General features: G+C 62.8%; 24 protein-coding genes, 1 other RNA gene and 1 riboswitch. Of the genes, 15 read left to right on the plus strand and 10 right to left on the minus strand.

The genetic code is table 11. The features are described 5' to 3' along the window. The first annotated feature begins 197 nt into the window (after window positions 1-197). Complete coding sequence (locus RBB31_RS05805; protein ID WP_306128320.1) at window positions 198-2,960, plus strand: ribonuclease E/G; 2,763 nt, start codon at window positions 198-200, stop codon at window positions 2,958-2,960. Between the two features lie 241 nt (window positions 2,961-3,201). Here RBB31_RS05805 and thiC read toward each other — a convergent pair whose 3' ends face one another. After that, window positions 3,202-5,001 carry a phosphomethylpyrimidine synthase ThiC gene (gene thiC, locus RBB31_RS05810; RefSeq protein WP_306128321.1) on the minus strand — a complete coding sequence of 600 codons (1,800 nt, stop codon included), beginning with the start codon at window positions 4,999-5,001 and terminating at the stop codon, window positions 3,202-3,204. Window positions 5,002-5,111: 110 nt separating this feature from the next. Then, window positions 5,112-5,233: riboswitch (TPP riboswitch) on the minus strand. Between the two features lie 54 nt (window positions 5,234-5,287). Then, window positions 5,288-5,650, minus strand: coding sequence for a phasin family protein (locus RBB31_RS05815; RefSeq protein ID WP_306128322.1), 363 nt, complete (start codon window positions 5,648-5,650; stop codon window positions 5,288-5,290). Window positions 5,651-5,803: 153 nt separating this feature from the next. On the opposite strand from RBB31_RS05815, the gene RBB31_RS05820 reads away from it, so the two are divergent. Together RBB31_RS05820 and RBB31_RS05825 are read left to right on the plus strand one after the other, a co-directional pair. Next, window positions 5,804-6,217, plus strand: coding sequence for an ASCH domain-containing protein (locus RBB31_RS05820; RefSeq protein WP_306128323.1), 414 nt, complete (start codon window positions 5,804-5,806; stop codon window positions 6,215-6,217). Between the two features lie 204 nt (window positions 6,218-6,421). Continuing rightward, complete coding sequence (locus RBB31_RS05825; protein ID WP_306128324.1) at window positions 6,422-6,760, plus strand: hypothetical protein; 339 nt, start codon at window positions 6,422-6,424, stop codon at window positions 6,758-6,760. A 291-nt stretch (window positions 6,761-7,051) separates the two neighbouring features. Here the strand turns inward: RBB31_RS05825 and RBB31_RS05830 are convergent, their stop codons facing one another. After that, on the minus strand, window positions 7,052-7,279 hold the full coding sequence (locus RBB31_RS05830) for a sulfurtransferase TusA family protein (RefSeq protein ID WP_306128325.1): 228 nt from the start codon (window positions 7,277-7,279) through the stop codon (window positions 7,052-7,054). A gap of 105 nt (window positions 7,280-7,384) precedes the next feature. Between RBB31_RS05830 and RBB31_RS05835 the strand changes: the two genes are divergently transcribed. The 3 genes from RBB31_RS05835 to RBB31_RS05845 all read left to right on the plus strand — a co-directional run bounded on the left by RBB31_RS05835 (window position 7,385) and on the right by RBB31_RS05845 (window position 10,828). Next, window positions 7,385-8,137, plus strand: a complete 753-nt coding sequence (locus RBB31_RS05835; protein ID WP_306128326.1) for a cytochrome c biogenesis CcdA family protein — start codon at window positions 7,385-7,387, stop codon at window positions 8,135-8,137. Between the two features lie 64 nt (window positions 8,138-8,201). Then, window positions 8,202-9,467, plus strand: coding sequence for a hypothetical protein (locus tag RBB31_RS05840; protein ID WP_306128327.1), 1,266 nt, complete (start codon window positions 8,202-8,204; stop codon window positions 9,465-9,467). Further along, window positions 9,464-10,828 carry a cytochrome P450 gene (locus RBB31_RS05845; protein ID WP_306128328.1) on the plus strand — a complete coding sequence of 455 codons (1,365 nt, stop codon included), beginning with the start codon at window positions 9,464-9,466 and terminating at the stop codon, window positions 10,826-10,828. Before RBB31_RS05840 ends, RBB31_RS05845 begins: the two co-directional genes overlap by 4 nt. A 60-nt stretch (window positions 10,829-10,888) precedes the next feature. Here the strand turns inward: RBB31_RS05845 and RBB31_RS05850 are convergent, their stop codons facing one another. The 6 genes from RBB31_RS05850 to chrA all read right to left on the minus strand — a co-directional run bounded on the left by RBB31_RS05850 (window position 10,889) and on the right by chrA (window position 14,948). Next, the gene (locus tag RBB31_RS05850; protein WP_306128329.1) at window positions 10,889-11,119 is read right to left on the minus strand and encodes an N-(5'-phosphoribosyl)anthranilate isomerase; all 231 of its coding nucleotides are present in this window, start codon (window positions 11,117-11,119) and stop codon (window positions 10,889-10,891) included. A gap of 145 nt (window positions 11,120-11,264) precedes the next feature. Further along, window positions 11,265-11,483 (minus strand): ribbon-helix-helix domain-containing protein, encoded by a 219-nt coding sequence (locus tag RBB31_RS05855; protein WP_306128330.1) that lies wholly within the window; start codon window positions 11,481-11,483, stop codon window positions 11,265-11,267. Beyond that, window positions 11,480-11,659, minus strand: a complete 180-nt coding sequence (locus RBB31_RS05860) for a DUF4169 family protein (protein WP_306128331.1) — start codon at window positions 11,657-11,659, stop codon at window positions 11,480-11,482. The genes RBB31_RS05855 and RBB31_RS05860 overlap by 4 nt, the downstream gene beginning before the upstream one ends. Continuing rightward, complete coding sequence (gene fumC, locus RBB31_RS05865; RefSeq protein ID WP_306128332.1) at window positions 11,656-13,053, minus strand: class II fumarate hydratase; 1,398 nt, start codon at window positions 13,051-13,053, stop codon at window positions 11,656-11,658. Before fumC ends, RBB31_RS05860 begins: the two co-directional genes overlap by 4 nt. A 100-nt stretch (window positions 13,054-13,153) precedes the next feature. Then, complete coding sequence (locus tag RBB31_RS05870) at window positions 13,154-13,636, minus strand: SspB family protein (protein ID WP_306128333.1); 483 nt, start codon at window positions 13,634-13,636, stop codon at window positions 13,154-13,156. 67 nt (window positions 13,637-13,703) lie between these two features. Further along, window positions 13,704-14,948 (minus strand): chromate efflux transporter, encoded by a 1,245-nt coding sequence (chrA, locus tag RBB31_RS05875; protein WP_306128334.1) that lies wholly within the window; start codon window positions 14,946-14,948, stop codon window positions 13,704-13,706. Window positions 14,949-15,206: 258 nt separating this feature from the next. On the opposite strand from chrA, the gene RBB31_RS05880 reads away from it, so the two are divergent. After that, window positions 15,207-15,644, plus strand: coding sequence for a DUF2383 domain-containing protein (locus RBB31_RS05880; protein ID WP_306128336.1), 438 nt, complete (start codon window positions 15,207-15,209; stop codon window positions 15,642-15,644). A gap of 64 nt (window positions 15,645-15,708) precedes the next feature. Here the strand turns inward: RBB31_RS05880 and ssrA are convergent. Next, window positions 15,709-16,057, minus strand: a transfer-messenger RNA (tmRNA) gene (gene ssrA / locus RBB31_RS05885). A 291-nt stretch (window positions 16,058-16,348) separates the two neighbouring features. Between ssrA and RBB31_RS05890 the strand changes: the two genes are divergently transcribed. The 8 genes from RBB31_RS05890 to RBB31_RS05925 all read left to right on the plus strand — a co-directional run bounded on the left by RBB31_RS05890 (window position 16,349) and on the right by RBB31_RS05925 (window position 25,055). Next, entirely contained in the window at window positions 16,349-16,765 is a 417-nt protein-coding gene (locus RBB31_RS05890) for a universal stress protein (RefSeq protein ID WP_306128337.1), read from the plus strand. 45 nt (window positions 16,766-16,810) lie between these two features. Beyond that, window positions 16,811-18,463: a BCCT family transporter gene (locus RBB31_RS05895; protein WP_306128338.1), complete on the plus strand. Its 1,653-nt coding sequence runs from the start codon at window positions 16,811-16,813 to the stop codon at window positions 18,461-18,463. A gap of 95 nt (window positions 18,464-18,558) precedes the next feature. After that, window positions 18,559-19,785: an aminotransferase class V-fold PLP-dependent enzyme gene (locus RBB31_RS05900; protein ID WP_306128339.1), complete on the plus strand. Its 1,227-nt coding sequence runs from the start codon at window positions 18,559-18,561 to the stop codon at window positions 19,783-19,785. A 53-nt stretch (window positions 19,786-19,838) separates the two neighbouring features. Continuing rightward, a complete protein-coding gene (locus RBB31_RS05905; RefSeq protein WP_306128340.1) occupies window positions 19,839-21,263 on the plus strand; it encodes a deoxyribodipyrimidine photo-lyase in 1,425 nt (474 codons plus the stop codon). A gap of 131 nt (window positions 21,264-21,394) precedes the next feature. Further along, window positions 21,395-22,561: a cyclopropane-fatty-acyl-phospholipid synthase family protein gene (locus RBB31_RS05910; RefSeq protein ID WP_306128425.1), complete on the plus strand. Its 1,167-nt coding sequence runs from the start codon at window positions 21,395-21,397 to the stop codon at window positions 22,559-22,561. 8 nt (window positions 22,562-22,569) lie between these two features. Further along, on the plus strand, window positions 22,570-23,010 hold the full coding sequence (locus tag RBB31_RS05915) for a TrgA family protein (protein ID WP_371931297.1): 441 nt from the start codon (window positions 22,570-22,572) through the stop codon (window positions 23,008-23,010). 4 nt (window positions 23,011-23,014) lie between these two features. Then, complete coding sequence (locus RBB31_RS05920) at window positions 23,015-23,965, plus strand: NUDIX domain-containing protein (RefSeq protein WP_306128342.1); 951 nt, start codon at window positions 23,015-23,017, stop codon at window positions 23,963-23,965. A gap of 58 nt (window positions 23,966-24,023) precedes the next feature. After that, window positions 24,024-25,055, plus strand: a complete 1,032-nt coding sequence (locus RBB31_RS05925) for a cysteine synthase A (protein WP_306128343.1) — start codon at window positions 24,024-24,026, stop codon at window positions 25,053-25,055.

A 25,055-nucleotide genomic window follows, 5' to 3' on the forward strand; every position in this document is an offset into this window, starting at 1 on the left:
CACATGAATGGGGGCAGGGGCCGAGGCCCGACGCCCTGGAGAAGAACCGCGATGACGCGCGCGAGAACATCGACGTTCCACAGCAAGACCCGATCCGGTCGGGCCTGCCGCGTGTCGCATATCGCTCGAAAAAGACACGACCAACGCACGCTCGCACCCCCAGGGGGCCGGCGGCCTTCGTCGTGCAACGGACATACATGCCCAAGAAAATGCTTATCGATGCCACCCACGCGGAGGAAACCCGCGTCGTGGTGGTGGACGGAAACAAGGTCGAGGAGTTCGACTTTGAATCGGAGAACAAGCGCCAGCTAGCTGGCAACATCTACCTCGCAAAGGTCACACGGGTGGAGCCGTCGCTTCAGGCGGCCTTCGTGGATTACGGCGGCAACCGCCACGGTTTCCTCGCCTTTACCGAGATCCATCCCGACTATTACCAGATCCCCGTGGCCGATCGCGAGGCGCTCCTGGAAGAGGAACGCGCCTATGCCGAGGCAATGAGGGCGCGCGACGAGGAAGACGAGAAACCCAAACCCAAGCGCAGCCGCCGGCGGCGCTCGTCCAAGGCGGCTGACGCGGACAACGGAGATTCCGTTGCCAAGTCGGATATCGACGGGATGGAAACCATCGACCTCGACGACGAGGGCACGGCCGAGGGCGAGGGGCTCTCGCCGATGGAAACCGTGGCCGATACGCCGGTCGAGGAACCGCAGGACGACGAGACGGACAACGACGCGGACGATGACACGACCGAGGCCGCCACGGCAGAGACGGACGAGGGTGCCGGTCACGATCACGACGACGACAGCGAAAAGCGCTCCGACGCGTCGTCCAAGGACGAGACGATCGAATCCGTCGCCGATGACGACGACCACGAGGATATCCGCCCGCCGCGCAAACCGCGCCCGCGCCGCTACAAGATCCAGGAGGTCATCAAGGTCCGCCAGATCCTGCTGGTGCAGGTCGTCAAGGAAGAGCGCGGCAACAAGGGCGCGGCGCTGACCACCTATCTCAGCCTCGCGGGCCGCTACTGCGTGCTGATGCCCAACACCGCCCGCGGCGGCGGCATCAGCCGCAAGATCACCAACGCCACCGACCGCAAGAAGCTCAAGGAGATCGCGAACGAGATCGACCTGCCCAAGGGCGCGGGCCTGATCGTGCGCACCGCCGGGGCCAAGCGCACCAAGTCCGAGATCAAGCGCGATTACGAGTACCTGCAACGCCTGTGGGAACAGATCCGCGAGCTGACGCTGAAATCCATCGCGCCGGCCAAGATCTACGAAGAGGGCGACCTGATCAAACGCTCGATCCGCGACCTCTACAACCGCGATATCGACGAAGTGCATGTCGAGGGCGAGCGCGGCTACCGCATCGCCAAGGACTTCATGAAGATGATCATGCCGTCCCATGCCAAGAACGTGAAGCAATACGGCGACACCCTGCCGCTCTTCGCGCGCTACCAGGTCGAAAGCTACCTGGGCGGCATGTTCAACCCCACCGTGCAGCTGAAATCGGGCGGCTACATCGTCATTGGCGTGACCGAGGCGCTCGTGGCCATCGACGTGAACTCCGGCCGCGCCACCAAGGAAGGCTCGATCGAGGACACCGCGCTCAAGACCAATCTCGAAGCCGCCGACGAGGTCGCCCGCCAACTGCGCCTGCGCGACTTGGCGGGTCTCATCGTGATCGACTTCATCGACATGGACGAGCGCAAGAACAACGCCGCCGTCGAAAAGCGCATGAAGGACAGGCTCAAGACCGACCGCGCCCGCATCCAGGTGGGCCGCATCTCGGGCTTCGGCCTGATGGAGATGAGCCGCCAGCGCCTGCGCCCCGGCATGCTCGAGGCCACGACCCAGCCTTGCCCCTCCTGCCACGGCACCGGCCTCATCCGCTCGGACGACAGCATGGCGCTTTCCATCCTGCGCCAGATCGAAGAGGAAGGCACCCGTGGCCGCTCGCGCGAGGTGCTGGTCAAGTGCCCCGTGGGCATCGCCAACTTCCTGATCAACCAGAAACGCGAACACGTGGCGCAGATCGAGGGCCGCTATGGCCTGTCGGTGCGGATCGAGGGCGACCCCGCGCTCATCAGCCCCGACTTCTCGCTTGAAAAGTTCAAGACCGCGACACGCGTGGTGAAACAGACCTCCGCTGCCGTGGTATCGGTCGACAGTTCGCTGATGGACGATATCGACGCCGCCGAGGAGGCCGAAGCGCCCGATCCCGTCGAGGCGCCGCCCGCGCCGGAGAATGACAACGGCGATAACGAGGGCCAGCCCAAGAAAAAGCGCCGGCGGCGGCGCCGTTCACGCTCGCGTTCCAAGTCCGGCAATGGCGAGAACGGGCAGAACGGCAACGGCCAGGACAATAATGGCCAGTCAGGCGAGGACCAGTCGGCCAACGACCAGCCCCAGCACGAGGACGGGTCTCAAAAGGACGACAAGCCGTCCGAGGCCGAGCCTGTCGCGGCCAAGTCGGAAGATACTTCACAAGAGGTGCCGAAAGAGGACAAGCCCAAGCGCGTGAGCCGCTCGCGCAAGAAGAAGACCGACGACGCGCCGAAGGAAGAAACCGCCGCGGCCGAGAGCGCCGAGGCCGCGCCCGAGGACAAACCGGCGGACAAGCCGAAGCCCAAGCCGCGCTCGCGCAGCAGGAAAAAGGCAGAGCCCGCGGCCGAGACCGCGGCGGAAGCGCCAGCGGACCCCGCTCCAGAGGTCGCTTCGGAACCTGCGCCAGCACCGGCCCCGGAGGCAGCGGAAGCCGCGTCGGAATCGGTCGCCGAGACGTCTCCCGAACCAGAGGCCGAGGCCAAGCCGGCCAGGAAACCGCGCACGCGTTCGACCTCGACCCGTAAAAAGCCCGAGCCCGTCGCCGCCGAGGCCGCCGACACTGCCGAGGCCGCCACGAAAGAGGCGGACGAGGACAAGCCCAAGCGCAAGGGCTGGTGGTCTTTCGGAGGTTAGACCGCTTCGATCGAGACGAGAAACGCCGGGGCAGGACCCCGGCGTTTTTATTTGTGCGCTGTGGCAGTTCAAGAACCACCCGTCCCGGGCTTGACCCGGGACCTCATCGGTCAGAGATCCCGGATCAGGTCCGGGATGACGTTAGCCCGCCAGCCTCCGTCATCCTTGGGCTCGACCCGAGAATCTCCGCATAAAGAGATCCCGGATCAGGTCCGGGATGAGTGCCGGGTCAGCCCGGCACTCACTCCTCCGCCTCATCCACCGGCACGTACAGATCCCCGCCTGCGCGGAACTTCGCGGCCATCTTCTCCATCCCTTCCTTCTGCGCCTCGGCGCGGATGTCGTGGCTGATCCGCATCGAGCAGAATTTCGGCCCGCACATCGAACAGAAATGCGCCACCTTGTGCGCCTCCTTGGGCAGGGTCTGGTCATGGAATTCCCGCGCCGTCTCGGGGTCCAGCGACAGGTTGAACTGGTCCTCCCAGCGAAACTCGAACCGCGCGCGGCTCAACGCATCGTCGCGCCGCTGCGCCCCCGGCAACCCCTTGGCAAGGTCGGCGGCGTGGGCCGCGATCTTGTAGGTGATCACGCCGGTCTTCACATCGTCCCGGTCGGGCAGGCCCAAGTGCTCTTTCGGCGTCACGTAACACAGCATCGCGCAACCGAACCATCCGATCATCGCCGCGCCGATCCCGCTGGTGATATGGTCATACCCCGGCGCGATATCCGTGGTCAGCGGTCCAAGCGTATAGAACGGCGCCTCGTGACAGCACTCCAGCTGCTTGTCCATGTTCTCCTTGATCTTGTGCATGGCCACATGGCCCGGCCCCTCGATCATCACCTGGCAATCCTTGGCCCAGGCAATCTTGGTCAGCTCCCCCAGCGTTTCCAGCTCGGCAAACTGCGCTTCGTCATTTGCATCGGCAATCGACCCGGGCCGCAGCCCGTCGCCGAGCGAGAACGACACGTCATAGGCCCGGCAGATGTCGCAGATCTCCTCGAAATGCTCGTAAAGGAACGACTCGCGGTGATGATGCAGGCACCACTTGGCCATGATCGACCCGCCGCGCGACACGATGCCCGTCACCCGGTCCACCGTCATCGGCACCATGTGCAGCCGCACGCCCGCGTGGATGGTGAAGTAATCCACGCCCTGTTCCGCCTGTTCGATCAGCGTGTCGCGGAACACCTCCCAGGTCAGGTCCTCGGCAATGCCGTTCACCTTCTCCAGCGCCTGGTAGATCGGCACGGTCCCGATCGGCACGGGGCTGTTGCGGATGATCCATTCGCGCGTATTGTGGATGTTGCGCCCGGTGGAAAGGTCCATCACCGTGTCCGCCCCCCAGCGGATCGCCCAGACCAGCTTGTCCACTTCCTCTTCCATCGAGGAGGTCACGGCAGAGGTGCCCATGTTGGCATTGATCTTCACCAGGAAATTGCGCCCGATGATCATCGGCTCGCTTTCGGGGTGGTTGATGTTGGCGGGGATGATGGCGCGGCCCGCCGCCACCTCGTCGCGCACGAATTCCGGCGTCACGTAATCGGGGATATTGGCGCCCCAGTCATTGCCGTCCCGCGCTTCGGCCACGGCCTCGCGCATCTGGTTCTCGCGGATCGCGATGAACTCCATCTCTGGCGTCACCACGCCCGCTCGCGCATAAGCCAGTTGCGTCACCGCCTTGCCATCCTTCGCGCGCATCGGCGCGGCCAGATTGGGAAATTCCGGCGTCAACCGGTCGCCCTCGACAAAGCCATTGTCCTCGGGCTTGACCACGCGGCCCTCGTACGCCTCGACGTCACCCCGCGCGGTGATCCAGTCGCGCCGCAGCTTCGGCAGCCCTTCTCTGATATCCGTCAGAACATTCGGGTCCGTATAGGGCCCCGAACTGTCATAGACGGGCAGGGGCTCTTCACCGGAGGTTGGATGCACGGAGATCTCGCGCATCGGCACGCGGATATCGGGGTGTTGCGTGCCTTTCACATAGATCTTGCGCGACGCGGGCAACTCGCCCGTGGTGATCTTGGGATTGGGTACGTTCATTTTGGCGCTCCTCAAGCGGTATACTCAAAAAGACACCAGAAGATGCGTGGCTTGGGGGAAACGCGGGGGCGCTTTGGCCCCGTCTTCGGACAGCAGCGCCCGGGCGGCCCGGGAGTGCGATCCTAGCTTCCTACGCCAGTGTCAACTGGGTCAGGTTCAAAGGGTCGCATCACCGGGCATTTGCCCACGTCAGCCTCTCAGTCCCCTGGGCGGGACCCCCCTGCGTGGCGCCACGCTAGCGAAAGGCTTCCGTCATTTCAACGGTCAATCGGCGAAACGCGCCGGATCACACCGGAACGTCGTCAAGGTCGCGGCCCGGCTTCGGTTTGGCCTTCTCCGCCGTCACCTCCACCGCAAGGCCCATCTTGCGCATCATGCGCTGCGTTTCCTCGGTATAATCCGCCATCGCCTTACGGCAGAAATCGGTCTGCACCTTCATCAGCTCCTGCGGGGTCGTGCAGGCCAGCATCGCGCGCTGCACCTCCATATCCTCCTGAAGCCGTGCGTTCATGAACCGCATGCTTTCCTGCATGATCTCCATCCACGCCGTCGCGGCCACGGGGCTGAAGGCCGCCATCCCCGCGCGGGTCGCCGCGCCCGCCGGGTCCACGGCGTCGGCGGTCTCTTTCGTCTTCGTGGATTTCGCCATCTCTGCCACTCCTTTCGGTCGGTCTCGGGGCAGGGATGATCCTAGCGCGTTTCCCGTCCTTCGCCACCCGGTGCATCTTTACCTCGGGCCGGTGCCGTGCAAAATCTCCGCACCGCACCGCACCGCAGGGCACAAGCGCCGAGGAGACCTTGCATGTCCCCCGACCTCGAAACCCTCGAACATCGCTACCCCGGCGCCGAGACCTTCACTTTCGGTGACAACCGCACCCTGTGCGACACCTTGCTGGCCCTCGTTCGGGCGGGCCGAAAGGTGGCGACCTGCGGGGCGCTGGCCGAGTTCCAGGCTGGCGAGGCCATGCCGAAAGTCGGGCGTTGCGATATCGCGCTCAACTGGGACGGCACACCGGCGCTGGTGATCGAAACGATCGAGCTGATCCGCTGCCGCTTTGACGAGGTGACCGAGGCGATGGCCCTGGCCGAAGGCGAGGATGACAGCCTCGAAGGCTGGCGCGAAGGCCACCGCGCCTATTTCGAACGCACCTGCGGTTTTTTCGCCAACATGCAGATCATCTGGGAACGCTTCCGCCTGGTCGAAGATCTGGGCTGACACGTTTCCGAGCATCCGTATCCCGAACACGGTGGCGACCCGCGCGCCGCAGGGTTGGCACATGCGGGGGGGGGCGGGCGGCCTCGTTCAGGGCAACCGCGATGAATATTGGCAAAGCGCCGGCGCAGGAAAACCTTTTGAACCAATTTGCTCGGCGAAGAGACCTACAGACGTACTGATAATGCGTTGAAAATGGAGCTGATCATGAAACGCCGTGAACTTCTGTCGAACATCGCACTTGGCCTTTCGGCGATTGCCGTCGTGGCGTCAACCAACGTCGCCGTGGCGGACACGCTCGCGGCTCGCAAGAATACCGATCCGGAAAGCATGCAGCAGTTCAAGTCTGGCACGTCCGGCGACACCGGAATTGGCGGTCTGAAGGGAAACGGCCGTCCCGGCACACACGGGCTGGACCACGACACCGACGCACAGCTCGATGTCTGGGTGGCGCGCTGCAACGATGCAGGTGGCGGTATGGTAACCGCACCAGACGACAATTACGAATGCCATGACCGCAACGGTGACCCGATCCAGGACTGGTGAGACGACCTCCGGAGCGAAAAAAGCCCCGGGGGACACCAATCTCCACCTGCGATGAGGCTGACCTCACCGGCCTCATCACCCTTGAGCCACAAACTCCTGCGAAGGACCGGTCGGCGTCAGTCGACGAGGGTTCAATCAATGCGCGCGATCGACGGGCGGGCGCGGCAAAGATACCGAGACGCGATCGGATTATGAGGATGACGAAGGGGGCAAAAAGCCGCTTCGAGAGCACGCATCCTGACGTCGCGTCAAACTCTTTCTGTCAAGCAGCCCTTCGGGTCCGAATGCGGTCTATCCTTTGCGCACGCGGTACAGCGTCACTGCCCCGTTCTCAACCATCTCGACCAGTTCATGCCCCGCCTCGGCGCAGAAATGCGGCACGTCGATCACCGCCGCCGGGTCATCGGCGCGCAGCACGATCACGTCGCCGGGCGCCAGCGGCTTCATCCGCTTGCGCAGCTTCAGAACGGGCAGGGGGCACAACAGCCCGGTGGCGTCGATCATTTCAGGTTCGCTCATGGGCTCGCAGGTAATCCAACCGTTACAGCCTGTCCACCGAGATGTGACCGGGGCGTGACGCCGCACCGCGTGACGCCCCCCGCGTTTTGCACTAGACCGAGGATCATGTACGGAATCGACATCATAGACGCCACCCTGATCCCCGCCATGGCCATCGCGCTGATGGCCGGTGTCGTGTCGTTTCTCAGCCCCTGCGTCCTGCCCATCGTGCCACCTTACCTGGCCTACATGAGCGGCGTCACCGTGACCGACCTGCAAGGTGCACGCGCCACGCGCAACAAGGCGATCCTGCCCGCGCTTTTCTTCGTGCTCGGCCTGTCGACGGTGTTCCTGCTTCTGGGGTTCGCCGCCTCGGCCATGGGGCGCCAACTGCTGCAATATCAGGATTATTTCAACACCGCGGCCGGCCTCATCGTGATGGTCTTCGGTCTGCACTTCCTCGGCATCTTCCGCATAGGCCTGCTGGACCGCGAGGCCCGCCTCGACGTGGGCGACAAGGGTGGCACCACCTTCGGCGCCTACATCCTCGGTCTCGCCTTCGCTTTCGGCTGGACCCCCTGCATCGGGCCGCAACTGGGCGCGATCCTGTCGCTTGCGGCGTCCGAGGCATCGGTCACGCGAGGCACGCTACTGCTCGCTGTCTATGCCGCGGGCCTCGGCATTCCCTTCCTGCTGGTCGCCGCCTTCCTGCCGCGCCTCACCGGCCTCATGGCCTGGATGAAGCGCCACATGGACCAGATCGAGCGCATCATGGGCCTGCTTTTGTGGACCATCGGCCTGCTGATGCTGACCGGCGGTTTCGCCGCCTTCTCCTACTGGCTGCTCGAGATGTTCCCGGCCTTGGCCACGCTGGGCTAAAGCCTTACTCTCGCCCCAAACTTGCGCTACCATCGCGCCAAGAAGAGGCCATAAAAGGTCTGGCATGAGCAGCCCACCCGACACAACCGTCACCCGCCGCCGGGTGTTCTACATCCCGGGATACGATCCCATCCACCCGCGCCGCTACCGCGAGCTCTACCGCAAGGAAGGGGCCGAACAGGCGGAGATCTCGGGCTATGACCTCACGCTGGCTGCCCGCAAGTCCGAAGGCCGCTACGGCTGGCAGGTGGACGCGCGTATCGACGGCCAGGGCGTGCATGCAGAGTTCGACGTGCTGGTCTGGTCCGACATCGTCCGCGACAGCATGGAGCGCGGCATTGCCGGCACCTATCTGCAACTCATCCGCACCGCCTGGATCTATATCGCCTCCGGCGCGCTCTTCCGCCTGATGCGCCTGCGCAAGGGACCGGTCATCGCCGCGCTCTACCCGGTGGGCTTCCTGATCGTGCAACTGGCGCTGGCCCTCGCGCTGGCCTTTGGCCTGTGGTCCGCCATCGTCTGGACATGGGAAACGCTCTTCCGGCCTCCGGACCAGCTCTTCTCCGATAGCTTCGTCTATGTCCTCTATGGCACCATTCCGATCGCGCTTCTGGCAGGCTACGCGCTGCTGCGCTGGTTCAAGGCCCGCGACAACAAGCTCTTCGCCTATTACCTCATGCACGACTACGCCTATTCGGCCCAATCCAAGGGCGCCAACCCGCCCGAGCTGGAGGCGCGGATGGCCCAGTTCACCGACGAGATAGCAGCAGCGCTCACCACGGACGTGGACGAGGTTCTGGTGGTCGGCCATTCCTCCGGCGCGCATCTGGGCGTCTCCATCCTCGCCGACCTCATCCGACAGGGCCGCGTGCCGGAAAACGGCCCGACACTCTCTTTCCTTACGCTGGGGCAGGTCGTCCCCATGGTGTCCTTCCTTCGCGATGCCGACCGCCTCCGCGCCGACCTGCATTATCTCTCCGCCCGCGATGACCTCACCTGGGTCGACGTCACCGCGCCCGGCGACGGCTGCGCCTTCGCGCTCTGCGATCCCGTCGGCGTCTCGGGCGTCGCCCCCGAAAACCAGCGCTGGCCGCTGATCCTGTCGGCTGCCTTCACTCAGACCCTCAGTCCGGAACGCTGGAAGGCCCTGCGCTGGCGTTTCTTCCGCCTGCATTTCCAATATCTCTGCGTCTTCGACCGCCCCGGCGATTACGACTATTTCCAGATCACCGCCGGGCCTCGAACTCTCGGCCAGCGCTACGCCGACCGCGCCCCGTCGCCCAGCCGCATCACCCGCGCCACCTCCCGTTTCACGAGCATGGCGGCATGAGCCAACCGCCCAAGCCGCCCGCCCGGGAGGGCCGCGTTTCGCTCTGGCGTTACATGCGGCTTTTCCGGGCCGATATCCTCTCGGCCCAGCCCGCGAGGCTCTACCGCGCCTGGATGGCCGAATTCCGTACGCCGTTCTTCCGCTCCTACCTCTGCAACGAACCTGCGCTTGTCGACCTGGTGCTGAAAGAACGCCCTGACGATTTCCCCAAATCCGACCGCGTGCGCGAAGGCCTCACGCCGCTTCTGGGCAACTCCGTCTTCGTCACCAATGGCGAGACCTGGAAACGCCAGCGCCGCATCATCGACCCGGCCTTCGAGGGCGGGCGCCTGCGCGATACCTTCCCCGCCATGCTCGCCGCGGGGCAGGGCGCCGTCGCCCGCCTGGCCGGGCACGCCACCGGCGAGCCCGTCGAGATCGAGGCCGAGACCAGCCACGTCGCCGCCGACGTGATCTTTCGCACGCTCTTCTCGATCCCGATCGAGGACGAGATCGCGACCCGCGTCTTCAACGAATTTCGCGAGCATCAGCGCACCCAGCCCATGCTGAACCTCGCGGCCTTCCTGCCGCTGCCGAGCTGGTTCCCGCGCTTTCACCGGGCCAGGACCAAGACAACCGCGCGCACCATCCGCGACCTGATCACCCGGCTGACGACGCGCCGCATGGACGAAATCGCGGCCGGCACCGCGCCAGACGATCTGGCTACCAAGATCGTGACCACCACCGACCCCGAAACCGGCGACCGTTTCGACACGCCCGAAATGGTCGACCAAGTGGCGATCTTCTTCCTCGCGGGCCACGAAACCTCCGCCTCGGCCCTCGCCTGGGCGCTCTACCTGCTGGCCATGCACCCCGACTGGCAGAACCGTCTGGCGTCGGAGGCGCAAAGCGTGCTGACCGATGGCACCATGGGCTTTTCGGACATGGGCAAACTGCGCGTCTCGCGCGATGTCTTCCGCGAAACCCTGCGCCTTTACCCGCCCGTGCCGATGATGGTGCGCGAGGCCGTCTGTCCTGAAACCTTCCGCGACCGGCAGGTCCCGAAAGGCAGCCAGATCGTCCTCAGCCCCTGGCACCAGCACCGCCACGAACGCCTCTGGGACCGCCCTGACGATTTCGACCCTTCGCGCTTTGCCACCGACAACGGCAAGGCCTGCCTGCGCAGCGCCTACATGCCGTTCTCTGCCGGCCAGCGCGTCTGCACCGGGGCAGGGTTCGCCATGATCGAGGGCCCGCTGCTTCTGTCCATGCTTGTGGCGGCCTACCGGTTCGAGCTCGTCCCGGAGCGTCCCGCCATGCCGGTGGCGCACCTGACCGTGCGCGGCAAGGACGGCATCTGGCTCAAGGTCACACCGCGCTAGGGGCCGGGGCAAATCTTTTCAGAAAAGATTTGCCAAAAGCTTTCTCAAAGCTTTTGGCCCTCAACACCAAACCGACACCCGCTCGTTATTGCAGAACATCACCAGCTGTCCCGCGTTCTCGACCGCATGATACCCTCGCCGCGCGATCTCGCGCCGGAACCGGTCTCTGCCCACGATCCTATCGATGTCCCGAACGCTGCGGCGGACGACACCGCCTTCCCGAGCGGCTTTCGCATCGAAAATCTTGCGCATCCAGATGTCGGCCGGCAGGAGAAGGCGAAGTTCTGACATGGCCCGATACTCCGTCGAACGAGGTTAAGACCGGGTTAAGGGCGGGCGGTATGGTCATCCGGAATTTTGCGAAAACGGCACCGTCCCCAAACCGCTGCAATACCGACGCGATACCGACGTTGCGATTTAGACGGCTAGAGAGCCGTTAACCTTTGTCCCGGTAATACCGTAGAACATGCAACCGGATCGCCGAGGCCAGTCCCATGTCGACCCCGCGCGCCTCGTCGATCCGCGCAGCCAGCACGTTCAAGGGCATCTTTTCCTCAGCGGCGATTTGGCGGAAGGCCTGCCAGAACTCCTCCTCGAGCGAGACACTGGTGCGATGGCCACGCAGGGTCAGGGAGTGCTTGACCGGGCGGCTCATTCCTCGTCGAGGCGATGCTGCCGCAGCACTTCACGGGCCTTTTCCGCCCGCGATTCATCCAACATCCGCTCGCTCTTCGACAGGCCGAATTTCACTGCGTTTTCATCAGCCTCTGCGCGCTTCTTGATGCGGTTTCTCGCCTTGCGGAACCGGTTGAGATTGACGATCTCGCTCATGCGTCCTTCGGGCCGATCATGTCCTCGGGGCGCACCACCTCGTCAAAGGTCTTCTCGTCCACGAAGCCCAGCGCGATGGCCTCTTCCTTCAACGTGGTGCCATTCTTGTGCGCTGTCTTGGCGACCTTGGTGGCATTGTCGTAGCCGATGGTCGGCGCCAGCGCCGTCACCAGCATCAGGCTTTCCTTCATCAGCTTCTCGATCCGAGGCTCGTTGGCCTCGATTCCCAGCAGCATCCGTTCGGTGAAGCTGTCCGCCGCGTCGCCCAAAAGTTGTATGGATTGCAACAGGTTATAAGACATCATCGGGTTGTAGACATTCAGTTCGAAATGCCCCTGGCTGCCCGCGAACTTGATCGCTGCGTCATTGCCCATGACATGTGCCGCGACCTGCGTCAGCGCCTCGGCCTGGGTGGGGTTCACCTTGCCGGGCATGATCGACGAGCCCGGCTCGTTCTCCGGCAGGATCAACTCGCCCAGGCCCGAACGCGGACCGCTGCCCAGGAACCTGATATCATTGGCAATCTTGTAGCAGCTGCCCGCCACCGTGGCGATCGCACCCGACAAGAAAACCATCGCGTCATGAGCGGCCAGCGCCTCGAACTTGTTGGGAGCGGTGACGAAGGGCAGACCTGTGATCTCGGCCATATTCGCCGCCACAGCCTCGCCCCAGCCTTTGCGGGTGTTGAGGCCGGTACCCACGGCGGTGCCACCCTGGGCAAGCTCGTAGATGCCCGGCAGGCCGGACTCGATGCGTTCGATCCCCATGCGGATCTGGTGCGCGTAGCCCGAGAACTCCTGGCCCAGCGTCAGCGGCGTCGCATCCTGCGTATGGGTCCGACCGATCTTGATGATGTCCTTGAATTCGTTTGACTTCTTTTCCAGGCCTTCCGCCAGCTTCGTAAGCCCCGGCAGCAGCACGTCACGCACCGACATGGCCGTGGCGATATGCATTGCCGTCGGAAACGTGTCGTTCGAGGACTGCCCCACGTTGCAATGATCGTTGGGGTGCACCGGGTCCTTGCTGCCAATCTCGCCGCCGAGGATTTCGATGGCGCGATTGGCGATCACCTCGTTGGAATTCATGTTCGATTGCGTGCCGGACCCCGTCTGCCACACCACCAGCGGGAAATGATCGTCCAGCTTGCCGTCGACCACTTCGCCTGCGGCCTCGATGATGGCGTCCGCCAGCCTTGCGTCCAGTACTCCGGCCTCCTTGTTGGCCATGGCGCAGGCTTTCTTGATGACGCCCAGCGCGCGCACAATAGCCACCGGCTGTTTCTCCCAGCCGATGGGAAAGTTCATCAGGGAACGCTGTGTCTGGGCGCCCCAGTACTTTTCCGTCGGAACCTCGAGCGGGCCGAAACTGTCGGATTCTGTGCGTGTTGCGGTCATGGCGGACACTCCTGAAACTGCTGTCGGGGCTTCATAGCCGACCGGACGGAAAGATCAACATTGTATGCGGTGGGATACCGTCCAGTGCGATCACCTGAAGCTATTTCCGAAAACTGTCGAGGCTGACCACTTCGGCATCGCGGGGCTTAGCGACATCGTCTTCTTCCGCTTCGATCCCGTCCTCGTCCATCGGGGCGTCTTCCTCGGTGTCGTCTTCGTCCTCCGACTCTTCCTGCGATTCGAAGCGCAGGCCGAATTCGACCGAAGGATCGACGAAGGTCTGGATCGCGTCATAAGGGATATACAGCGTCTCGGGGCTGTCGCCGAAATTCAGGGTGACGGTGAAACCTTCGTCGGTCACCTCCAGATTGTCGAACCAGTGCTGCATCACGACGGTCATTTCGTTCGGATAGCGTTCGCGCAACCAGTTGGCCAACTCGGCATCGGGGTGGGTCGTCTCGAACGTTATGAAGAAGTGATGCGCCCCCGGCAGGCCATTGTCACGCACGCCGCACAACACCTCCTGGATCAAACCACGCATGGCGCGATGCATCAGTTTTCCATAATCGATCGAATGCGGCATCTTCGTCCCCGAACCTGTCGGACTTCACAATAAGGGATTCGAAACAAAACAAAAGAGGCCGCGCAACTCAGATCAGCAGATGGATACCCCAGGCCAGAAGGCCCATGACGCCAAGCCCGGCGACCATCGGAAGCCGCAACCCGAGGTAGAGCAGGGCGGCGAGAAGGACCAGCACGGCGTTCTGGGTCGAAAAACTGTCGAGGCGCAGAGCGGGGCCGAACGCCCCCTTGCCGACATCCGTGAACAGCACGTGCAGGGTGAACCAGACGGCGAGGTTGAGGATCACGCCTGCGACACTGGCCGATATCGCGTCGAACGCTCCTCTAAGACGGGGGCGAGCGAGCAATGCCTCGACATAGGGGGCGGCTACGAAGATCCACAGGAAACAGGGCACGAACGTGACCCAGAGCGTGACCAGCGCCGCGGCAACGGCCAGACCCGGACCGCCCTGAAGAAAGCCTGTCATGAATCCCGCGAACTGGGTCACGAGGATCAACGGCCCCGGTGTGGTTTCCGCAAGGCCGAGTGCGTCGATCATCTGGTCGGTGCTAAGCCAGCCGTAAGAGTGGACGATTTCCTGCGTCATGTAGGCCAGAACGGCATAGGCGCCGCCGAACGTTACGACCGCGAGCTTGGAAAAGAACAGCCCCACCTGCAAGAGCAGCGTCTGGTCCAGCGCCCAGAGCACCAGCAGGGGCGCAGCCCAAATAGCGCCCCACGATGCGATCGTCCGCATGGTGCCGCCTTGCGTGACGAGGGGTGCGGGTGGGCTCTGCGCGGTTTGGGATCGTGCAAGGCTCAGCCCGATGACCGCCGCGACTGCAATGATGGCGGGAAAGGGCAGCGAGAAAAAGAAGATCGCGATGAAAGACCCGAGCGCGAGCGTCAGTGCCAGACCGCCCCGAAGCGCCCGGCGCGACAGATTGTAAAGCGCCTGGAACACGATCACGACCACGGCCGCCTTTATGCCCGCGAACACTGTCTGGACCAGCGGCACCTGGCCGAAATAGGCATATCCGAACGCCAGCGCAAAGATCACAGCCGCACCGGGCAGAACGAAGAGCAGTCCGGCCAGAAGCCCCCCCCTGACACCGCGCAACTTCCACCCGGAATAGGTAGCAAGCTGCATCGCCTCGGGGCCGGGCAGAAGCATGCAGAAAGACAGCGCCTGGAGGAATTGGCTTTCTGTCAGCCACTTGTGGCGGTCCACGAGCTCCGTCTGCATCAGGGAAATCTGCGCGGCGGGACCACCGAAGGATAGCAGGCCAATCCGCCCGAAAACGCGGAACATCTCTTCAAACGAAACCGTCATTACGCATCCGCGTCGCTGAGCACTTATGGCCGTCGTCATACCCGGCCCGGCCCCGACGGTACAGCGCATTGCAAACTGCCATGTCGGCCTGCATTCGTTCACGATCATTGTCAAACCGCTGTGACAGCCCGGCCCAAAACCGCAAGCAGGCCGCTGAAGCTGGTGCATCTCCTGCTTGCGATCAACTCGCCCCGGCCAGGGTGTAACGGAACACCGCGAGCTATTGGTGCGTTAGTGTTTTCGATAGGAGAACAGTGTATGGCGCTTGCCACTTCAGCGGAATACCGCGACGCGCTTGCCAAGTTGCAGGTCCGGATCAAGGATACTTTGGCGGGATATGACGAGATACTCGACCAGGCCAAGCCGGACATTCGTCCCCTCATGGAACAATTTTATACGGCCCACATCAAGCACGAGGCGGATATCTCGGCGCGCTTGCGGGACCATGGATGTGTTCCGGATGAGGACGGGAGTTTCTTTTCCACCGTGCAGCGCGCCGTAATAAAGACTCGTGCCTTCGTTGACGATATCGACGAGTCGGCGCTCAACTCCGTGATCAAGGGCGAGGAAAGGATCCTGTCGCTTTACGACGAAGCCATCGCTGCCGCGCGGGATGAGGATGACATCGCCCTTCTGAGCAGGCAGCGCGGAAATCTGTACGAAATCACCCAAAGGGCGCGTCGGAAATTCGGCTGATAAAGTAAGCGCAGGATGCAGGCGCTATCAACGGCGCGGCGTTATTTCATACTTTTCAAATGAAAGTGCAGGCTTCTGTTGCCAGGTGCCTGCGAACCCCGCCTGACCTTGCTAGAGGCCAGGACTTAAGTTTCGGTTACTCCGACTGCTTACGCAGCCATTGCGACCGGAGCACGATTGTCGTTGGCAATTATGCTTAGCGAACCGATAACGGTGGTATCTCACCGGGACAAAGCAAACCCCTTTAGACGTTCGTCGATCCTGTTTCGGCCCCATATCCCTCCAACGACGGGCGATTGGTGGAGCCGCCGGGTACCGCCCCCGGGTCCGATCCGCTTATTACGAGCGCGTTTATGTCCATAGTCCCGAAGGACAGTTTCAATATAGGCAAGGCATGAAGAATTGCAAAGGGTGAGGTGGCTTGAGTCGCCACTATTTTCCCCGGTTGTCCGATCTGAAATGCAGCAAAAAAAGGCGCGAGTGCGCTACACCGGCGCTCCGCCCGGCAGCGGCGCGACGCCAGACCACAGCTTTAAGATGTCGTTCGCGGTCGGAAATCAGCCGCATTTCATTGAAGTTTCCAATGCAAACGCGTTAGTGTTTTGCATACAGGGCAGTCCGTGGGCGCGCCATGGATCCCTGGAACACCGGCGCACTCGGCCATCAAGAGCCACTGAATAGGTTGCGCCAGAGGAGGGACAGACATGTTCAGAAAGATCATGGCCCCGGTCGATCTGGCTCATAAGGAGCGTCTCGAAAAGGCGCTGAAATGTACCGGCGACCTGGCCAAGCATTACGGTGCGGAGGTCGTCTTTGTCGGCGTGACCACGACCACGCCCAGTTCGACGGCCCATACGCCGAAGGAATATGGCGAAAAACTCGACGCCTTCGCCAGGGAACAGGCTCAAACGCACGGAATCACGGCTACGGGCCAGGCGCTCGTCAGTCACGATCCGAGCTCGGATGTCGATGACGTGCTTCTCAAGGCGACCAAGGACAATGACGTGGACCTCGTCGTGATGGCGAGCCACGTGCCCAACATCATGGACTACGTGTGGCCGTCAAACGGCGGCAAGATCGCGGAACACGCCAATTGCTCGGTGATGGTTGTCCGCTCGTGATCCCGCCGTGTGAATCGAGAAAAAAATTAAAAGAGGAGGCCGCATATGGCCGATGAACAAGCAAATCAGGGCATCCCGCAGCCTGAGGGAAACTCGGATGTGATTCCGACCGAGTACGAAATTGGTCAGGATAACATCGAGACGCGGGTCGGGCCGTTCCCCGTCGACATTCACAACCCGGTCTTCGTGATCTCGGGCCTCAGCGTCATCCTGTTCGTGGCCTATGCGTTGATCGCGCCGCAGCAGGCCGGCGATTTCTTTGGATGGCTGCGTCCAGCGCTGACGAGCACCTTCGACTGGTTCTTCTTGTCGGCGGCCAACATCTTCGTGATCTTCTGCCTTCTGCTGATCGTGACGCCCATGGGGTCCGTCCGGCTTGGCGGTTCGGATGCAACACCGGATTACGGCTATGCCGGCTGGTTTGCGATGCTGTTCGCGGCGGGCATGGGCATCGGCCTGATGTTCTTTGGCGTTCTGGAACCGGCTTACTACTTCGGCACGCCCTGGGGCGACGAACCGCTCGGGGTCGTGCGTCCCTTTACGGAAGATGGGGCCCTGATCGAGGAAAATATTGCCGAGGCCCGTCGCATGGCCCTGGCCGCAACCTCCTATCACTGGGCGCTTCACCCTTGGGCGATCTACGCCGTCGTGGCACTGGCGTTGGCGCTGTTTTCCTACAACAAGGGCCTTCCGCTTTCGATCCGGTCGGCCTTCTATCCCATCCTGGGCGACCGTGTCTGGGGCTGGTGGGGGCACGCCATCGACACGCTGGCGGTTTTTGCCACGCTCTTTGGCCTTGCCACGTCGCTGGGCTTGGGGGCGCAGCAGGCGAATGCCGGTCTGGAGTTTGTCTATGGCATCCCGAATAACATCACCGTGCAGGTCATCCTGATCTGCGGCATTACGGCGGTCGCGCTGGTGTCGGTGCTGCGCGGTCTGGACGGCGGGGTCAAGGTGCTGTCCGAGATCAACATGGTGATCGCGCTGCTGTTGCTGTTGTTCGTTCTCTTCGCGGCGGGTGCCGCCACGATCATCAGCGAGTTCTTCACCGGCATGGGCGCATATTTCACCGAGCTGATACCGCTCTCGATGCCCTTCGGGCGCGAGGATGACGGCTATCGCGAGGGCTGGACGGCGTTCTACTGGGCGTGGTGGATCAGCTGGTCGCCCTTCGTCGGCATGTTCATCGCCCGCGTCAGCCGGGGCCGTTCGGTCCGGGAATTCGTAACCTGTGTCCTGATCATCCCAAGCCTGGTGTGCGTGTTCTGGATGGCCGTCTTTGGCGGTGCCGCGATCAACGACATGGTCGCCAATGCAGATGCGTCGGCCGTCAAGGCCAACGTGATCGACAACTACGCGCCTGAACTGTCGCTGTTCGCGATGCTGGACGGGCTGCCGCTTGCCGCGATCACCTCGACCATCGGGATCATCCTCGTGATCGTGTTCTTTGTCACCTCGTCGGACTCCGGTTCGCTGGTGATCGACACGATCACCGCGGGCGGCAAGGTGGACGCACCGGTCCCGCAACGGGTGTTTTGGTGCACGTTCGAGGGGCTGGTGGCGATCGCACTGTTGATCGGTGGTGGTCTGACATCGCTGCAAGCGATGGTCATCTCGACGGGTCTGCCGTTCACGCTGATCCTGCTCTTGATGTGCTTCGCGATCTGGAAGGGTCTTTCGTCCGAACCGCGGGGTTGACGTCAGCGCCAAAGCCGTAAAATCGAAGCCCCCCGGGTTCTTGCACCCCGGGGGGCTTTGCTGTTGTGTGGCGGCAAAGAAAAGGGAGAGATGCGATGAGCAGGGTGCTGGATATCGATTTCGTTCGGGCGCAGTTTCCCGCGTTCGCGGAACCGGGTCTGAAAGGTCAGGCCTTTTTCGAGAATGCGGGCGGGTCCTATACCTGCGCCCCGGTGATCGAGCGGCTGACGCGTTTCTACCACCAGCGCAAGGTCCAGCCCTATGGGCCCTACGAGGCCAGCCGTCTGGGCGGCGAGGAAATGGACGAGGCCCGCACTCGCCTGGCCGCGATGCTGGGCGTTTCAACCGACGAGCTGAGCTTCGGGCCGTCCACCACGCAGAACACCTATGTGCTGGCCCAGGCCTTTCGCCAGTGGATGGAGCCCGGAGACGCGATCATCGTCACCGATCAGGACCACGAGGCCAATTCCGGCCCCTGGCGACGGCTGTCCGACGCGGGCATCGATGTGCGCGAGTGGAGGATCGACCCCGAGACTGGCCTTCTCCGCCTCGACGACCTGGAGGATCTTCTGGACGATAAAGTGCGGCTGGTCTGTTTTCCGCATTGCTCCAACATCGTGGGAGCGGTGAACCCGGTCGTCGAGATCACCGCCGCGGCGCATGCTGCCGGAGCTTTCGTCTGTGTCGACGGCGTGTCCTATGCGCCCCACGGGTTCGTCAACGTTGGCGACCTTGGCGCCGATATCTACCTGTTCTCGGCATATAAAACCTATGGCCCCCATCAGGGGGTCATGGTCATTCGGCGGGAGCTTGGACAGATGCTTCCCAACCAGGCGCATTGGTTCAACGCGAACAGCCTTTACAAGCGGTTCACGCCCGCCGGGCCGGACCATGCCCAGGTGGCCGCCTGTGCGGGCATGGCGGACTATTACGATGCGCTGGCCGGGCATCACGGCATTACAGGCGATGCGGCCGGGCGGACAAGCGGTGTGCACGACCTGATGCGCGGGCACGAAACCAACCTCTTGCAGCCTTTGCTCGATTATCTGGCCGAAAAGAACACCCTTCGCCTAATCGGCCCGCGCGACGCAAGACTCAAGGCGCCCACCGTGGCAGTGGAACTGCCCGGGCCGGGCGCCGAGATGGCCGCGCGGCTGGCGGGCCACGGGGTCATGGCGGGCGGTGGCGATTTCTACGGGGCGCGCCCGTTGCAGGCGATGGGGATTGATCTGGACAAGGGCGTGCTGCGGCTTAGCTTCGTTCATTACACGAACAAGACCGAGGTCGACAGCCTTCTGGAGGCTTTGGAAACTTGTCTTTGATCCACGGGGACTTGCAGGCCGTATAGCCCCTTGACTACGGGGGGCTTCGAGCAATGACCGACACGACACCGACGATCCTCTGGCTGCGCCGCGACCTGCGTTTGTCGGACCATCCAGCCCTGACCGCCGCGGTCGAGCAGGGTGGGCCGGTGATCCCGGTGTTCATCCGTGACAAGCTGGTCGACGATCTTGGCGCCGCGCCGAAATGGCGGCTGGGCCTCTCACTTGCCGACCTTGACGCAAAATTGCGCGACAGGGGCAGCCGGATCGTGTTCCGCGCGGGCAGACCCGCCGATATCCTGCTGGATCTCGCCAAAAAGGCCGGGGCAGGGGCGGTGTTTTGGTCACGCGCCTATGACCCGGATGCGATTGAGCGCGACAAGAAGGTGAAAGCGGCCCTGAAAGACGCGGATATCAAAGCCGAGAGCCATACCGGCCATCTGCTCTTCGAGCCTTGGACGGTCGAGACAAAGGCCGGCGGCTTTTACAAGGTCTATACCCCGATGTGGCGCGCCGTACGCGACCGCGAGGTCGATGCGCCACTGCCCGCTCCGTCGAAAATACCGGTGCCCGAAAACTGGCCGGAAAGCGACGCGCTGGACGACTGGAAGATGGGCGAGGCGATGGACCGTGGCGCCGAGGTCTGCCTGCCGCATCAGCGGGTCGGGGAAAAAGCGGCGAATGAGCGATTGGGCTGGTTCACGGACCATGCCATCTCGAACTACCGGAAGAACCGTGATTTCCCCGCCGAGGACGGAACGTCAGGCATGTCCGAAAACCTGACCTATGGCGAGATCTCCCCGGCCCAATGCTGGCATGCCGGTCAGCGCGCGCTTCACGAAGGCGGCGGCAAAAGCGCCGAGACTTGGTTGCAGGAACTGGTCTGGCGCGAGTTTGCATATCACCTGATCTTTCACACGCCGCGCATCAAGGATGGCAACTGGCGCGAGGAATGGGATGCCTTCCCTTGGAACCAGGACGAGCGCCGCGCGGAGGTCAAGGCTTGGAAACAGGGCCGCACCGGGGAGCCCTTCGTCGATGCGGCCATGCGCGAGATGTACGTGACCGGCAAAATGCACAACCGGGCGCGGATGATCGTGGCGAGCTATCTGAGCAAGCACCTGATGACCCACTGGAAGGTCGGGCAAGCGTGGTTCGACGATTGCCTGACGGATTGGGACGTGGCGTCGAATGCCATGGGCTGGCAATGGGCAGCCGGCAGCGGTCCGGACGCCACGCCATATTTCCGCGTCTTCAACCCGGAGACCCAATTGGAAAAATTCGATCCCGAAGGCGCCTACCGCAGCCGCTGGATCGCCGAGGGGCGGAGCCGGCCCACCAAGACCGCGCTTAGCTATTTCGATGCAATACCGCGCAGCTGGGCCATGCAACCCGATGACGATTATCCCGAGCGCTTGATCGACCTCTCAGAGGGCCGAAAGCGCGCGCTCGAAGCCTATGAAGCGAGACCGTTTTGAAAGCACTGGGAACACCACCGGGCGCCGCGCGGGCCACGGCGCCGGAAGACAGCAAACCAAGTCAGCGCTGGTCCGAGACCGTTCTGACGAACACCGAAGGGCAGACCGGGCTTCCGCGCTATTTCGCCCGCATGTTTCAGGTGGCCCTGACGCTGCAGCATGGCCGGCTGGACATCGGGCTGGATGATGGGCGGGTGTTTCGCGCCGAGGGCGCGGCACCGGGGCCGGTGGCGCGGATCGATATCCACAATGACGAGCTCTTCTCGCGGATGCTGCGCGAAGGCTATCTTGGGTTCTGCGAGGCCTACCTTGATGAATGGTGGACGACGCCGGATCTTCAGGCCTTCATGGATCTTGTCAACAGCGACAATGACGACATGTACAACGGCTATCCGGGGCAGAAGCTGGTGGAGCTTTACGAAAAGCTGCGGTTCTGGTTCCAGCGCAACACGCGTAAACAGGCACGTCGCAACATCAGCTATCACTACGACCTCGGGAACGATTTCTACCGGCTTTGGCTGGACGATACGATGACCTATTCCAGTGCCATCTTCGATACCGGGCAAGAAAGCCTGGAGCTGGCGCAAACGGCCAAATACGCGTCGTTGATCGATCAAATGGGCGCAAAGCCCGGCGATCACGTGCTGGAAATCGGCTGTGGGTGGGGCGGGTTCGCGGAATATGCGGCAGGCCAGCGCGGGCTGCGGGTCACCTGCCTGACGATCAGCGAGGAACAGTTCAAGTACGCGCAGGAACGCATTGAAAATGCGGGGCTTTCGGACTTGGTAACTTTCAAGCTTCAGGACTATCGGGATGAAACCGGACATTATGACGGCATTGCCAGCATCGAGATGTTCGAGGCCGTTGGAGAGCGGTACTGGCCAGTCTATTTCGATACGGTGCATGCCCGTCTGAAACCGGGCGCGCAGGCGACGCTTCAGATCATCACAGTGGGCGACGACCGGTTCGACGCCTATCGCAAGGACGTCGATTTCATTCAGAAGTACATTTTCCCTGGGGGCATGCTGCCCAGCCCCGCGGCACTTCGTGCGCAGATCGAGCGGGCCGGACTTTTATTGCGGCAGTCCATCGAGTTCGGAGAAAGCTATAGCCAGACGCTGCGCCGCTGGCACGGCACGTTCAACGAAAAGTGGGAGCAGATTGCCGAAATGGGCTTCGACGAACGCTTTCGACGGATGTGGAATTTTTACCTGACCTCTTGTGCGGCGGCGTTTCATGCGGGTAACTGCGATGTGACACAGATCACGATCGCGAGGCCCGCAGAGGAATGCCCGTAACCGACAGTATGCCGACCACCGGTCGAGGCGTCGCCGCAATATTGATGGCGATCCTTGCCTGGTATGCCTCCGAGATGTTTCGCCCGCTCATGCCCGAGGGCACCGGGTTTGGTTGGTTCAACTGGGTGAATGTGGGCTTGGGCTTGCTGATGGGCTGGGTAGTGATCGGGGCGCGGCTGAACCACGGCTACAGCAACGCCATCGGCGCCGGCCTGACTGGGGTCGGCGGTTTGGTCTTCTGGGCGCTGTTCCTGCAAAGCTTCAACGAAATGCTGCGCCGTGCGCTGGAAAACCGGTACGACGGTCCGGTCGAGGGCATCATCGCCATTTTCGAGATCGGCCTGGATTACCTGTTCACCATGTGGCACATCCCGCTGATCGTGCTTCTGGTGGTCGGTGGTATCGTGATCGGGCTTGTGTCGGAATGGGTCGCGCGGCGCTGGCGCTGAACCGGTGAGCGACATCCTTCTTGAGGGCCCGATCTGGACCGAAGCGCTGCTGCGCCTTTTCGGCGACGGGATCGGCCCCGGTGACCACCTGACCGGCGCCGAAGCCGAGCGCGCGCTTTACTTCGCCGAGGTGGTGGGCCTTTCGCACGACGAGGGCGGTCAGGCTGTGGTACTTCGGGCCGAAGATGATGCCGACCCGGAGCTGTACCGGCACGCCGCAGTCGAAATCATGGGGTATTTCGGTCGGATGGCGGTTAAAGAACTTGTACCCCGCCGCCAGATGATCCTCTCGCGTGCCGCGGCGCGGATTATCGCGGCGCGCCAGGATGCGCCGGTGCAGCTGCGCAGCGCCACACAGGCCCGTGCTGTCGAAATCCTGTCGCAGGAAACTCCGCACGAGGGATTTTTCCTGACGCGCAGCTATCGGTTGCGCCATCCGCAATTCGACGGAGAGATGACCGCCCCCCTCACGCGGGAGGTATTCGTCGCCACGGACGCCGCCATCGTGCTGCCGTACGACCCCGTGCGCGACCGGGTCCTGCTGATAGAACAGTTCCGCATGGGGCCTTTCGGACGCGGCGACCCGCACCCCTGGGTGCTGGAGCCGGTGGCGGGGCGCGTCGATGCCGGCGAGGCGCCGGAGGAAACTGCCCGACGCGAATGCAGCGAAGAGGCCGACCTTGCCCTCACGCGGCTAGAACATGTCTCTTCGCACTATTGTTCTCCGGGCTGTTCAACCGAGATGTTCCACTGTTACGTCGGTCTGTGCGACCTGCCGGACGGCGGGCAGAGCCATGGCGGGCTGGAGGCTGAGCACGAGGACCTGCGCCGCCATGTCATCGCGTTCGAGACAGCGATGGCGATGACACGTACTGGCGAGGTCAATATCGGTCCGCTCTTTGCTCTGCTGCTCTGGCTTGAACGGGAACGCCACCGATTGACCGCATCCGCTTGAGTTCACGGCGGTTCCGCCTTAATCAGATTCCAAATACCTGATTTAAGGAGCCTAAGCGATGCGGATCGCCAAGGATCTGGCCGACGCGGTCGGAAACACCCCCCTCATCAAACTGCGCAAGGCCAGTGAGGAAACGGGATGTGACATCTATGGCAAGGCCGAGTTTCTGAACCCGGGCCAATCGGTCAAGGACCGCGCTGCGCTGTCGATCATCACCGATGCGATGGCGCGCGGCGAACTGAAACCCGGGGGCACGATCGTCGAAGGGACGGCCGGCAACACCGGCATCGGCCTGGCGCTTGTGGGGGCCTCGATGGGATTCAAGACAGTGATCGTGATCCCCGAAACGCAGAGCCAGGAAAAGAAGGACATGCTGACGTTGGCCGGCGCGGAACTGGTTCAGGTGCCGGCGGCGCCTTATACCAACCCCAACAATTTCGTGCGCTACTCCGAACGCCTTGCACAAAAACTGGCCGAGACCGCCGAAAAGGGCGTGATCTGGGCCAACCAGTTCGACAACACTGCCAACCGCCAGGCCCATGTCGAAACAACCGGCCCCGAGATATGGGAGCAGACAGGCGGAAAGATCGACGGATTCATCTGCGCCTGTGGCTCGGGCGGAACGCTGGCGGGCGTGGCAATGGCGCTGCAATCCAAAGGCGTCAAGATGGGCATCGCGGACCCGATGGGCGCGAAGCTTTATTCTTATTACACGACCGGGGAACTGGAGGCCGAGGGCAGTTCCATCGCCGAGGGCATAGGACAGGCGCGGATCACAGCGAACCTTGAAGGGTTCACACCCGATTTTGCCTACCAGATTCCCGACGAAGAGGCGCTGCCGATCGTGTTCGACCTGTTGGAACACGAGGGCCTGTGCATGGGCGCGTCGACCGGGATAAACGTAGCCGGCGCGATCCGCATGGCCCGCGACATGGGGCCGGGACATACGATCGTGACCGTTCTGTGCGACTACGGCACGCGCTATCAGTCGAAGCTGTTCAATCCCGAATTTCTGCGCGAGAAGAACCTGCCTACGCCCAACTGGCTGACCGAGGCGCCACGCAGCATTCCCGGGGTCTTCGTGGAATGA

The sequence above is a fragment of the Roseovarius sp. MMSF_3350 genome (genome assembly GCF_030733425.1).
GTDB lineage: Bacteria > Pseudomonadota > Alphaproteobacteria > Rhodobacterales > Rhodobacteraceae > Roseovarius.